We start from the raw sequence: 12,544 nt of genomic DNA, 5'->3' as shown, positions 1-12,544 counted from the left end.
AAGACCGATCCGCTGGTGTTGCGTGGGCACGCGCCCGTCGCATGGCTGTCATATCCGTTCTGCATCCACGGCCAGACGCAGGAAACTCATTACGCTCCCAAGCGCGGCAAATCCGGCCCGAGCGCCAGTGCTACCGTGGCCCCGTTGTGGCCGGCGAGGGCAAAACACGGGGTTGCAAGCGCGGCGCCGCAATCTCGAAATCGCTGGCGCCGTCGTCCAGCCGCTATGGTTTGCTGGCCTTGAAGGCGTCGAGAATCTCGGCGCAGACGGGCCCCGACCGGGTGCACCAGGCACGCTGCGCTGCCGCCGCTCCCGTTCGCAGCGCTTCAACGATCGACGGCTCGGGATTTGAATCGATCGTGACGCCGTTCTGGCGCATGCGTTGATAGTTCTCCTGCAACCGGGTCGACAGAGCGAGCCACAATTCGCTCTCGGTTTGACGGCTGGCGGCATCGACCGCGGCTCGCGTATCCGAGCTCAAACCGTCATAGGCCGCCTGATTGACGCTCGCGATCGAAAGCGGCAGCGAATAGGTGATTTCACTGAAACAGGGCAGATACTCCCAAAGCTTGCGGCCGGCGCCGCCGTCTCCCGACGACAACACCGCGTTGATGTTGCCGTCGACCAGTTTCGGCATCGTGTCCGCGAAACTGATCGATGCGGCCTTGGCGCCGACGCTTAGGAATACTTCGGTTGAGGTCCTGTCATAGGTGCGAATGGAAAGCCCGGCGAGGTCGGGCGGTGACGTCAGTGGCGTCTTGGACCAAATGCCTGAAGGCGGCCAAGGCGTCAGATAAAGCAGCCGCAGGCCTTTCTTCTGCAGCGCAGCCGCAAGATGCGGCCGCGCGATGTCGGCAAGGCGTTTGGCGTCGGCGGTCGACGTCACCAGAAATGGTAGCGAGGGTAGCGCAAAGATCGGGTCTTCGGCCTCAAGCGCGCCGGCGAAGGCATCGCCGGCCTGCACCCGGCCTTCCGCAATCGCGGCGAGCATGCCGGCCGATTTGATGCCGGCCTTGGCATCGAAGCTCGGCTTGATCTCGAGTTTGCCTCCGCTGGATTCGGCGACGTGTTTCGTGAAGGCCGTCAGGCCAACGCCCGGCATCGCGTTTTGCGGATATTCCGTTGGCATGTCCCAGACGGTCTGGGCCTGAAGGGCGGCCGGAAACAGCAAGAGACACACGCTGGCCAGCATACTGAGAAGTCGCAACTCGTCCTCCAAATCCATCGCGTCGGCCCGATCGCCGCCGGCGATGACAGTCATGTACTATGCGGAGCACCCACGGCCAGACGCAGAAAACTCATCACGCTGCCGAGCGCAGCAAACCCGGCGCCGAGTGCCAATGCAAGCGTCGCGCCATCATGGCTGGCAAGGGCAAAACACAGGGCAGCCAGCGCGGCGCCCAGGGTTTGCCCGGTCAGGCGGGAAGTGGCGACGATGCTGCTCGCGCTTCCACTGCGGTGCGGCGGCGCGCTCGACATCAGTGCCCGCAGATTGGGCGTTTGAAAGAACCCGAATCCGATCCCGCAAATCACGGTGCGCCAGACGATGTTGGCAATGCCGGGATCCGGTGGCAGCGTCGCCAGCAGCGCCATGCCGATGCCGAGCAGCACCAGCCCGAGACCACCGAGAATGCCGACCGGATAGCGGTCGGAGAGCCGGCCCCCGATCGGCGCCATGATCGCCACCACCAGCGGCCAGGGCGTCATGAAGAAGCCCGTCTCCACCTGCGACCGATGCAGCACATCCACGAAGTAGAAGGGCAGCGAGACGAAGGCCAGTCCCTGCACCGCGAATGAACAGACCGACGTAGCCGCCGACAGCGCGAACATCGGCCGCCGAAACAAGTCGATCGGCAACATCGGTGCGGGATGGTCCGCATCTCTGCGCATCATGATCCAGCCGAGCAGCAATGCAGCGCCAAGCGCCAGGCCGACCAGGACGGGCGGGGTCTGATGCGCCGCGCTGCCTATTCCGACAATGAAGAGCCCGAGGCAGCTTACGGTCAGCGCCGCGCTCGCAAAATCGAACGCGAGCTTCGCGCGCGGCGTTTTTGGCAAGGTCTTCAGGCCGATCCAGATCGCGATCACGCCGAAGGGGATGTTGATCGCGAACAGCCATGGCCATGTTCCAATCGCAAGGATCGCTGAAGCGATCGTCGGACCGAACGTGAATGCCGTTCCGACCACAAGCGCGTTGTGGCCGAAGCCACGGCCCAGCATGTGGGTCGGATAGACGAAGCGGACCAGCGCCGCGTTCACGCTCATAATGCCGCTGGCGCCTAGTCCCTGCAGCGCCCGGGCAGCCGTCAGGCTGGGCAGCGACCATGCCAAGGCGCAGCCGAGCGAGGCCAGCGTGAACAGCACGAGGCCGCCGATATAGATACGTTGGTGACCGACGATTTCGCCGAGGGCGCCGAGCGGCAGCAGCGTCGCAACCAGCGCGATCTGATAGATGTTGACCACCCAGACCACGTCGGCCGGGCTGACGCGGAGATCGGCCGCGATGGCCGGAAGCGCAACGTTGGCGATCGCTGTGTCCAGCGAAGCCATCGCCAGCGCCGTAAAGATCGCCGCGACCGCCCAGCGCCGGAGTTCCGGGGGCAGGCCGTCGATTGGCGCGGCTGATGGTTTTGACGCTAACTCTGCGGACATTCTGTCGGGCTCTCCACGCCGGCCGCGGACGCGCCCGTCTGCGGCGTGTACTACGGACGCGACATGCGCCACAGGCGATTCCTTGCATGATGCGTATGCGAAGCGGGGCGGCGAAATCCTGTGGCTTGCAGGCTATGCGTCTGGGCTCAATCCCAGGCTCGCATAAATTCGCCGCGCATAGGCGCCGAATTCGTCCGTGGTCTTGATCGGCAACGCGCGCGGGAATGGCAGATCGATCGGGAAGTACTCCGCCATCCGCGCCGGACCGGCAGTGAGCACGGCGCAATGCGAGGCAAGAAATACCGCTTCCTGGATGCTGTGCGTCACGAACAGGATGGTCTTGCCGCTCTCGCGCCAGATCCGCAGCATTTCGAGGTTCATCTGCTCGCGAGTGAGCGCATCGAGCGCACCGAACGGCTCGTCCATCAGGATCAGCTTGGGATCATGGATGAAGGCGCGCGCAATCGCGGTACGCTGCTGCATGCCGCCGGACAATTGCTGCGGATATTTGTCCTCGTAACCCGCGAGGCCGACCAGGTTTAGCAGGTCACGGGCGCGCGCCCGCGCGGCCTTCATCGGCAGGCCGACGATCTCGGCCGGCAGCAGCACGTTGTCCAAAATGGTTCGCCATTTCAGCAGCAAGGCCTGCTGGAACACCATGCCGATGTCGCGCGCGGGGTCGAACGGTGTTGTCGAACTGCCGATTTTGATGGTGCCGCCGTCGGCCTCATGCAGCCCGGCCAGGATCTTCAGCACGGTGGTCTTGCCGCAGCCGGACGGGCCGACCAGCGAAACCAGCTCGCCTTCCTTCACGTCCATGGTGACGTCGGAGACGGCGAGGAATTCCGCGCCCTTGGACCGATAGATCTTGCGGACGTTCTTCAGGCTGATGAAAGGCTCGTCTGCGCTCATGCCAGCCATTTCTGCAAGTTCGCCTTCACGAAGGCGTCGTCCGAGAGATCGGCATGTTCGCGGCAGACGCGGTCGATCTGTTGCATCTGGCCTGGGCTGAGCCCTTCAGCAGGATCGAGGCACCAGAGCCCCTGCATCAACCCTTGCCGCCGCAGGATCTCGTGACAGCCAGCGATGCAGCCGTGAAAATTGTTGGCGACATCGAAGAACGCGCTGTTGCAGTCGGTGACGCGGGCGTCGAGCGCCAGCAGGTCCGCCGGCACGGTCTCCTTGCCGCGGGCTGCCTTGCACATCTCGAACTGCTTGATGGCGCTCGCGGTCCACACCGACCAGTGCCCGAGTAGGCCGCCCTTGAAGTAGGCGCGGGTGGTGACGCCGTTGTCGCGCAGATCGAAGGGCAGCGTGAGATCGAGCAGGATGTGATCGTCATTGCCGGTATAGAGCGCGATGCGGTCGAGCGCGCCTGCGGCCGCCACCCCGCGCAGAACGTCAAGCGTCCGGTAGCGGTTAAACGGCGCGATCTTGATGGCGATGACATTGTCGATGGCGGCAAAGCGGCGCCAGAAATCGGCGCTGAGGATGACGCCGCCGACGGCGGGCTGCAGATAGAAGCCGACCAGCGGAATCTCGCGCGCCACCGCCTCGCAATGGGAGATGATCTCGTCCTCGGATGCCGATTTCATCGCCGCGAGGCTGAGAAGGCCAGCATGGTAGCCAATGCCAACAGCGGTTTGGGCTTCCGCAATGGCTTGCTGGGTCGGACCGGCGAGCCCCGCGACCATCGCGACCGGCCGCTTGGTCCATGAAGCGGCGGTCTCCGCCGCCAGTTCCAGCACCGGCCGGTACAAGCCGACGTCGCGGATCGCGAACTGCGTGGTGTGAACGCCGACGGCCAATCCGCCGGCACCGGCATCGAGATAATAGCGCGTTAGCGCCCGCTGATGTCTGACATCGAGCTTGCGGTCGGCGTCGAGCGCGAGCGGATGCGCCGGGAGCACCGTGCCGTTGGCGATCAGCTTGCGAACCTCGGCCTTGATTTCGCTATGGTGCATAACGGATGTTCCTATCCAAATTCCGGGCCGGCGACGGCGAACGGAAATTGCGCGGGCGAAGCGGTTGCGGGGCCGAAGCGCATTCGCTGAAACGGTCGCTCGATGTTCCAGCCTGAACGGATGAGCCCGTCCAGAAATTCGTCCTGCGAATGGACGGCGTCGATCAGCCAAGGGCCGGCCTCGGTACGAACGATGGCGCCGACGAGCGCGAGCGCCTGATCGGCGCGATCGGCCAGTAGCGGACCGATATGCCGCGCGATGCGTCCGTTGCGGACGAGGGCTATTGCCTGGGCATCGGACACAATGCGAGAGCCCGCCCGCGCGGCGAACTCGGAGAGTAAGGAACTGCGGTCGAATCCCATGGCCCTGCCGTCGCAAACGGCCAATGCGTCGAGGTTGCCCGCCGATAGCGGCCGAGAAGCCCCGGCGCCTTGCGGTTTCGTTATCCGCAACCGTCTCAATTGCAGCGTCGGCGTGAAGCCGAGCGGCCCGTAGACGGCGGCGCCAGCGGGTGTAGCATCCAGCCAGGTCGTGAGACCACGGCTTGCCGCCACGTTGAGGCAGGCATCGACGAGCTTCGTCGCAATGCCGCGGCGGCGAAAGTCCGCGGTCACCAATACCATGCTGATCCAGGCATTGCCGGCCGAGTAGGGCAGCAGCGCGGCAGTAGCTACCAATCGCGCGCCGTCGCGCACACCGAATACAACACCTTGGCTCAGGAAAAACCGCCAGTCGGCCTCGTTCTGGTTCCAGCCCGCTTCGGTCGACAAGGTAAGTCCGCCCTCAGCATCGCCAGCGTCGAGTTCGACAATGTCGATAGGTTCAGTAGCGGCCATCGCGCACCTCGTATTTGGTGGGCTTGCCGAGGCTCGGCATCGATCGCGACACCCAGTCGGCGGTCCAACTGATGAGCTGCTCGGTATCGACGATCGGCAGGCCGAACAACTTTACCGCCTGTGAGGTGTCGGTGAGCCATGCCGTCGGTTCTTCTGTGCCGACGATCACGGGTGCGCGACCAAAACGCTGGCCGAATTTTGCGGCGAGATCGCGCACCGACAGGATTTCATGGCCGCTGACATTGATCGGCGAGGTCGGTGTCTCGCAATGCGCGAGACAACGTAGCGCCTGCGCGGAAGCGTCGCCCTGCCAGATGAAATTGACATGGCCGAGGCTGACGTCGATCGGCTTGCCCTGCAGAACCTTGCTGGCGATGTCGTGCAGCACGCCGTAGCGCATGTCGATCGCATAGTTGAGCCGGAACAACCGCCCGGGCGTCGAATATTTCCGCGAGAAATACTCGAACATGCGCTCCCGCCCGACGCAGGATTGCGCGTATTCGCCGGGCGGATTGGGTGCCATGTCCTCGCTCGAGCCTTTGCTATCCACGGGCACGAACGGATAGACGCAGCCGGTCGAGAACGCGACGATGCGCGAAGTGGAAAAGGCCTGCGCGACCAGGGCAGGGACGTGCGAATTCATCGCCCAGGTCAGTGACAGATCACCCTCCGCGCCGAATTTGCGCCCTGCCATGAAAATGATGTTCGGAATCTTCGGCATCGCCTTGATGGCGGCCTCATTGAGCAGGTCGCAATTGATGGTCTCGACGCCGCGCTCCTGCAGCCAGTCCTTGACGGCGGGATCACTGAAGCGGGCGACGCCGATCACGCGGCGATTCGGCGCGGCGGCCTTGGCAAGTCCCGCCAGCGTCGGCCCCATCTTGCCGGCGACGCCCAAAATCATGATGTCGCCGTCGACCTTGCCGAGATCGTCGATCAGCGCCTGGCTCGGGCGGCACAGCAGATCGTCCAGATCAGCGATATCGGCAATTGTCTGCGGCAGGTTTTCGCGCGTCAGCAGCATGTTCATTCCCTGTCTCATTGCAGCCGGATGTCCCGGACGACGAACATCCGCTCGAGGCCGAGCACGAGCCCATACAGCGCCACGCCCAGCAACGTCAGGAGCACGACCGCCATCACCATCGCCGGCGTATCGAGCGATGATTGCACCTGGATCATGAGGTAGCCGAGCCCTCGCTCGGAGGCGATGAACTCGCCGACGATGGCGCCGGCCACCGCCAGAATCGCGCCGACCTTCATCCCGGAAAACACGTAAGGCAGCGCGCCCGGCAACTGGATTTTTCGGAACAGCGTCCAGCGCGAGCCGCGCAGCGATTTTACCAGATCGAGCAAATCCGGCTCGACTTCGCTTAAGCCCCGTGCGGTGGTGAGCAGGATCGGAAAAAAGCAGATCGAAAACGCGATCAGGATGTTCGGAAAGATGCCGTAGGAGAACCAGACGATGAACAGCGGGCCGAGCGCCACTTTCGGAATCATGTTCAGCGTCACGAACAGCGGCAGCAGCAACAGGCTGATCAACGGCGACCAGGTGAACATCACCGCCAGCATGATGCCGACCAGCGCGCCGAGGCAGAACCCGCCGAGAATTTCGACGGCCGTCACCGCGAGATTGGAGAGCCACGCATAGCTCGGCGAACCCAGCGTCGCGACGGTCGCAAGCGGCGAGGGCAGGATGAATTTCGGCACCTGGAAGGCGTCTACCAATACCTGCCACAGCACGATCACGGCCAGGTGCACGATCAGGATGATCGCGAAAGACCGTATCGATCGTCCGTCATCGCTGAACACTGCGCACTCCCTGGGTCCCGCGTCCGGTTCCCGGGCGCATGGCGGCAATCCTATCGCGGCCTCCTCCGGTAATCAACCATCTGGTTGATTAGGGTCGCAGCGAATGCATCACCAAATCGACGACGTGCTTGCGGCGGGCCTGCCGCGCGGCCCGGCTCGACAGATCCTTGCCGAAGATGGCCGACAGGGTCGGCGTATTCGAGAAGTAGAAATAACTGAGCCCGGCGATCGAGATATAGAGGTGCACCGGGTTGATACCTTTGCGGAATATGCCGGCCTTTACGCCCTCGCCGAGAATGGTCGAGACCAGGCTGACCAGCGGCGAATGCATCGCCTCCAGTTTGCGGGAGCCGCGCACATGGCGGGCGCCGCCGCGGTTTTCGTCGTTCAGCAGCACGATGAAGTCGGGGTGCGCGGCGAGGTGGTCGAAGGAACTTTCGATCAGCTTCTTGATGGCCAGTTCGGGCGGCAATCCTTCGAGATTGAGCTTGCGCTCCTGGGCGCGGATCTCCTCATAGACCCATTCGAGCACCGCCAAATACAGCGCGTCCTTGTCGCCGAAATAGTGGTAGACGAGCTGCTTGTTGACGCCCGCCCGCGCGGCGATCTCGTCGACCCGGGCGCCCGCAAGGCCGCTGCTGGCGAACTCGCGCCGCGCCGCCGTCAGCAGTTTCTTGCGGGTGGCGGCCGGATCGCGCCGCTGCGGCCTGGTGACGTCAGAACGTTTTTTGGGCATTTCCAACCAAATAGTTGACAACTCGTCTCGTCCCTAGTTGCATTCGTAGCGTCACCGGCGTGCGGCGACAAGATCGGTTGCAAACGAGGAGGGTTGTCATGAAGGGGTTGCGAATTGCGGGACTGGCGCTTGCGCTTGCCGTACCGGCTGTGCCCTGTGTGGCCGCCGAGTCCGTCAACCTGATCCTGAACTGGACACCGACGGCGGATCACTCGCCGTTCTATTACGCCAAGTCGCAAGGCTGGTACGAAAAGGCAGGCATCGACCTGACGATCGAGGTCGGCAAGGGGTCGGGCGTCTCCTCGCTGAAGGTCGGCTCCGGCGGCTCGCCGTTCGGCATCGCCGATCTCGCGACCATGCTGGTGGCGAAGAGCAAGGGCGCCGACGTGGTGGCGCTGATGAGCATCTACGCCAATACCGGGCAGACCTTCTACTGGTTGAAGAGCTACGGCGTGAACGGGCCGAAGGACTTTCCGAACCACAAGATCGGCAATCCGCCGGGCGACGCCTCGCGGGTGATGTGGCCGGCCTTTGCCAAGGCGGCCGGCATCGCGCCTGACTCCGTGAATTTCGTCAATGTCGGCCCGACCGCCAAGATCGCGGCGCTGAAGAGCCACACCGTCGATATCATCAGCGATTTCTACAATGAGCACGATCTCAAGGTGATCGAGTTCGGCGCCGATCTCGGCTACGTCAACTGGAAGGATATCGGACTCAATCCTTACGGCAACTCGCTGATCGTCAACGGCGCTTACCTCGCGAAGAATCCGAAACTGGTAGAAGAGTTCGTCAAAATCAGCCAGAAGGCCTACGCCGCCTGCGTCGCCGACGTCGCGCCCTGCCTCAAGGCGCTGCTCGACCAAGCCTCCGGTCTCGATAAGGAAAACCAGCAGCGTCAGTGGGAGCGCATCAAGTTCCTGATGACAGACGAGTTTACGACGACCAAGGCATTGGGTTGGATCGACGCCGAGCGCATGAAAAAGGACTACGAGCTGGTGCAGACCTATCTCGGCATGGAAAAGCCGTTTGACGTGAACTCCGCGTTCTCGGTCAAAATGCTTGATACGTCGATCAAGATGGACGCCAGCAAGGTGAAGAAGTAGGGGCGATAGCTTCTCCGCCGTCATTGCGAGCGAAGCGAAGCAATCCATCGCACGACACCGCGGATGGATGGATTGCTCCCGCCTTCGCTCGCGGAGCTTCGGCGGACAAGTCGTCGCTACGCTCCTCGCAATGACGTTGAGGTGCGACGGTCATTGACGGATCAATCGTCGTCGTCGCGGCTCTTGCCCAATTCCTGATCCAGCCGTTCGCACAATGTTGCGAGGAGGCGGCGGGTCTTCGCGAACTCCTCCGCGCTGATCCCCTTGGCCAGGGCGTTCGCCCACGGCGCCTGCACTCGGCTGGCGGAAGCAAAGGCGTCTTCGCCCCGTTTCGTCAGCGCGACGAGATGCGCGCGCCGATGGTGCGGATTGGGGCGCAACTCGACAAGGCCATCTTCCCGCATCTCGTTGACGATACGCTGAACACCCTGGCGATTAAGTCCCATGCTGCGCGCCACCCAGGCTACCGGCTGCGGGCTTGGCGAAAGGGCAATCGCGCCCAGCAACTGCCAGCGCGCGCTGGTGAGGCCGAGATCGGCGACAAGGCGATCGCCAGCCGTGAGCAGGCGCCCATTGAGCCGGAACACCGCAAGAACCAGATCGGTCAGGGCCTCGCCGCCGGGCGTGTGTCGTTTGGCTTTCATTTGACTATTAGTACCCAAGATGACAATATATTGTCAATATGGAACAGGTGAAGTGGAGTGAGTCATGCTTGCAGGACAGCTTGCGACGATTGTCGCCGCCGCGTTCGCCGGGGCCGCGTTCTACATCAATCTCGCCGAGCAGCCGGCGCGTCTCGGTCTCGATGACCGAGCCCTCTTGAAGCAGTGGAAGCCAAGCTACGACCGCGGCCTGGCGATGCAGGCGAGTGGCGCGGTCATTTCGGGCGTGCTTGGCCTGATCGCCGCCTGGGCGACTGGGGATTGGCGCTGGATTGTCGGCGCGGTGCTTATTCTCGCCAACTGGCCGTATACGCTGCTTGGCATCATGCCGACCAACCGCGCGTTGAAAGCGATTGCCGAGAACGACGCCGGGGCGCAATCACGCGCGCTGATCGTGAAGTGGGGAGGCCTGCACGCGGTCAGAACGGGCCTCGGAATCGCGGCGACGCTGGCCTATCTCTGGGCGCTCAATTAGCGTACGAGAGGCGGTGCTCGCGGGCGAACGGTTTCAAGGAGATCGAAGTCACCAGGGAGGCTGAGGATCGCTGGGTCGAGCTGCTGTTGACGGGCGCTGGCCGCATGATCGGCTCACCTGACTGCACGCCCGGCTACTACAACAACGAAGGACGCGAGCCGGGGCCGGCGGCCAAGCTCAACGTCGGGCATCCGGCCGAGCCTATGGCCTACTTCAAATATATCGAAGGCTGGCGCAACAACGGCCAGTTCGAGGGGCCGCAGTTCCGCTGACGCCGTTCGATTACTCGATCTCGGTTTTTTTACTGCGCAAGGGAGTGCACAACAATGAGCCAACCAGCCACGATCGAGACACCAAGGGAATCTCCGCAGGATGCTTCCGCGCCGGTCGTCGCGCAGCATGCGGCGACGCTGAAGGCGCTGCCATTCTCCGACACGCGCGATTTCGACGATGCGGCGCGCGGCTTCCTCGGCACGGTGGAGAACGCAAAGATCGTTTCGCCGCAGGGTAGGGTGGTCTGGAGCCTCGAGCCTTATGGCTTCCTGTCGGCGGAAGAGGCACCGCCAACCGTCGACCCCAGCCTGTGGCGGCAGTCGCGGCTCAACATGCATCACGGCCTGTTCGAGGTGCTGCCCGGCGTCTACCAGGTGCGCGGGCTCGACATCGCCAACATGACCCTGATCGAGGGCGACAGCGGCGTCATCGTGGTGGATACGCTGACCTCGATCGAGGCCGCGCGAGCCGCCATGGAGCTCTATTTCCAGCACCGTGGCAAACGGCCCGTCGCCGCCGTCATCTTCACCCATACCCACACCGACCATTGGGGCGGCGCGCGCGGCGTGCTCGACGACGAAACGCTCGCAAGCGGCCGCGTGCCGATCATCGCGCCGAATCTATTCATGGAGCATGCGGTTTCGGAGAACATCATCGCCGGCCCCGCGATGCTGCGGCGCGCGCAATATCAGTTCGGGCCATTTCTCGCCAAGGGCGTGCGCGGGCAGGTCGATTGCGGGCTTGGCAAGACCATGTCGGCGGGGGCGGTGGCGCTCGTGCGCCCGACCGATCTCATCATCGCGACCGGCGACAAGCTGACCATCGACGGGGTCGAATTTGAATTCCAGATGGCGCCGAACAGCGAAGCGCCGGCGGAAATGCACTTCTACGTCGACCGCTACAAGCTTCTGAATCTGGCGGAGAACTGCACGCATAATTTCCACAACCTGCTGCCGTTCCGCGGCGCCGACGTGCGCGATGCGCTGGCGTGGTCAAAATATCTCGGCGAAGCCCTGCAGATGTGGGGCGGCAAGGCCGATGCAATGTGCGGCCAGCACCACTGGCCGGTCTGGGGGCAAGAGCGGATCGACACCATGATCCGCCAGCAGCGCGATCTCTACAAATTCGCGCATGACCAGACCATCCGGTTGATGAACCACGGGCTCACCGCGACCGAAATCGCGGAAACCATCCGCTTGCCGGCGAGCCTCGATGGCGCCTGGCATGGCCGCGGGTATTATGGCCACATCAGGCACAATGTGAAGGCGATCTACCAAAAGTACCTCGGCTGGTACGACGCCAACCCCGTCAATCTCGATCCGCTGCCGCCGGTCGAGCCGGGCAAAAAATATGTCGAGTACATGGGCGGTGCGGACGCGATCCTCGCGCGTGCGCAGAAGGACTTTGCCAAGGGCGAATTCCGCTTTGTCGCGCAGGCGGTGAGCCACCTGGTGTTCGCCGATCCCGATAACCAGGCGGCGCGCGCGATGCTGGCGGACACCTTCGAACAGCTCGGCTATGCCTCGGAGAGTTCGACGTGGCGTAACGCCTATCTGTTTGGCGCACAGGAATTGCGGCAGGGCATGCCCAAGGTGCCGCCGCGCTGGGCGATGCCGCGGGAAACGCTGGCTGCGCTACGCACCGAGCAGCTATGGGACGTGCTCGGCGTTCGCCTCAACGGTCCCAAGGCCGAAGGCAAGCGCATCGTGCTGAACTGGGATTTCACCGACACTGGTGAGACGTTCATTCTCAACCTGGAGAACTCCGCTCTGACCTATACGACCAATGCGCAGGCCGCCGATGCCGACGCCAGCTTCACGCTGCCGCGCGGCGTGCTCGACGAAGTGATCGCCAAGCTGACGTCATTCCAGGATGCGGTCGGCTCCGGCAGGATCAAGGTCAGCGGCAACCCGGTGCGGCTCGGCGAGTTGATGGCGCTGATGGACGAGTTTCCGCGGATGTTTGAGATCGTCGAGCCGAAACGGACGGCGGTGAGCTGACACTAGATCGTCATGCCCGGGCTTGTCCCGGGCA

The 12,544-nt window shown here is 63.4% G+C and carries 13 protein-coding genes; 4 read left to right on the top strand and 9 right to left on the bottom strand.

The window, feature by feature from the left end; all coding sequences use genetic code 11:
• Positions 1-223: 223 nt before the first annotated feature.
• The 8 genes from CP49_RS18615 to CP49_RS18580 form a co-directional block, all read right to left on the bottom strand.
• Complete coding sequence (locus tag CP49_RS18615; RefSeq protein ID WP_197423154.1) at positions 224-1,261, bottom strand: TRAP transporter substrate-binding protein; 1,038 nt, start codon at positions 1,259-1,261, stop codon at positions 224-226.
• Positions 1,258-2,652 carry an MFS transporter gene (locus tag CP49_RS18610; protein ID WP_057851652.1) on the bottom strand — a complete coding sequence of 465 codons (1,395 nt, stop codon included), beginning with the start codon at positions 2,650-2,652 and terminating at the stop codon, positions 1,258-1,260. Before CP49_RS18610 ends, CP49_RS18615 begins: the two co-directional genes overlap by 4 nt.
• A 132-nt stretch (positions 2,653-2,784) precedes the next feature.
• Complete coding sequence (locus CP49_RS18605) at positions 2,785-3,573, bottom strand: ABC transporter ATP-binding protein (RefSeq protein WP_057851651.1); 789 nt, start codon at positions 3,571-3,573, stop codon at positions 2,785-2,787.
• Positions 3,561-4,616 (bottom strand): dihydrodipicolinate synthase family protein, encoded by a 1,056-nt coding sequence (locus tag CP49_RS18600; RefSeq protein ID WP_057851650.1) that lies wholly within the window; start codon positions 4,614-4,616, stop codon positions 3,561-3,563. The genes CP49_RS18605 and CP49_RS18600 overlap by 13 nt, the downstream gene beginning before the upstream one ends.
• Before the next feature lie 11 nt (positions 4,617-4,627).
• Positions 4,628-5,452 (bottom strand): GNAT family N-acetyltransferase, encoded by an 825-nt coding sequence (locus CP49_RS18595; protein ID WP_057851649.1) that lies wholly within the window; start codon positions 5,450-5,452, stop codon positions 4,628-4,630.
• Positions 5,439-6,476 (bottom strand): NAD-dependent epimerase/dehydratase family protein, encoded by a 1,038-nt coding sequence (locus CP49_RS18590; protein WP_057851841.1) that lies wholly within the window; start codon positions 6,474-6,476, stop codon positions 5,439-5,441. The genes CP49_RS18595 and CP49_RS18590 overlap by 14 nt, the downstream gene beginning before the upstream one ends.
• A gap of 14 nt (positions 6,477-6,490) precedes the next feature.
• Complete coding sequence (locus CP49_RS18585) at positions 6,491-7,261, bottom strand: ABC transporter permease (protein ID WP_057851648.1); 771 nt, start codon at positions 7,259-7,261, stop codon at positions 6,491-6,493.
• Positions 7,262-7,349: 88 nt separating this feature from the next.
• On the bottom strand, positions 7,350-7,997 hold the full coding sequence (locus CP49_RS18580) for a TetR/AcrR family transcriptional regulator (protein ID WP_057851647.1): 648 nt from the start codon (positions 7,995-7,997) through the stop codon (positions 7,350-7,352).
• A 98-nt stretch (positions 7,998-8,095) separates the two neighbouring features.
• Between CP49_RS18580 and CP49_RS18575 the strand changes: the two genes are divergently transcribed.
• Positions 8,096-9,100, top strand: coding sequence for an ABC transporter substrate-binding protein (locus CP49_RS18575; protein WP_057851646.1), 1,005 nt, complete (start codon positions 8,096-8,098; stop codon positions 9,098-9,100).
• 161 nt (positions 9,101-9,261) lie between these two features.
• Here the strand turns inward: CP49_RS18575 and CP49_RS18570 are convergent, their stop codons facing one another.
• Positions 9,262-9,744, bottom strand: a complete 483-nt coding sequence (locus CP49_RS18570; protein WP_057851645.1) for a MarR family winged helix-turn-helix transcriptional regulator — start codon at positions 9,742-9,744, stop codon at positions 9,262-9,264.
• A gap of 64 nt (positions 9,745-9,808) precedes the next feature.
• Between CP49_RS18570 and CP49_RS18565 the strand changes: the two genes are divergently transcribed.
• From CP49_RS18565 to CP49_RS18555, 3 genes are all read left to right on the top strand, one after another.
• A complete protein-coding gene (locus CP49_RS18565) occupies positions 9,809-10,237 on the top strand; it encodes an anthrone oxygenase family protein (protein WP_057851644.1) in 429 nt (142 codons plus the stop codon).
• 104 nt (positions 10,238-10,341) lie between these two features.
• Positions 10,342-10,509, top strand: coding sequence for a hypothetical protein (locus CP49_RS18560; RefSeq protein WP_245310747.1), 168 nt, complete (start codon positions 10,342-10,344; stop codon positions 10,507-10,509).
• A 54-nt stretch (positions 10,510-10,563) separates the two neighbouring features.
• Complete coding sequence (locus CP49_RS18555; RefSeq protein ID WP_057851642.1) at positions 10,564-12,510, top strand: alkyl/aryl-sulfatase; 1,947 nt, start codon at positions 10,564-10,566, stop codon at positions 12,508-12,510.
• The last annotated feature ends 34 nt before the right edge of the window (positions 12,511-12,544 follow it).

The organism is Bradyrhizobium valentinum (assembly GCF_001440405.1).
GTDB classification, from domain to species: domain Bacteria; phylum Pseudomonadota; class Alphaproteobacteria; order Rhizobiales; family Xanthobacteraceae; genus Bradyrhizobium; species Bradyrhizobium valentinum.
The sequence above is the reverse complement of the archived record's forward strand: the minus strand, read 5'-3'. Positions and strand labels throughout refer to the sequence as shown.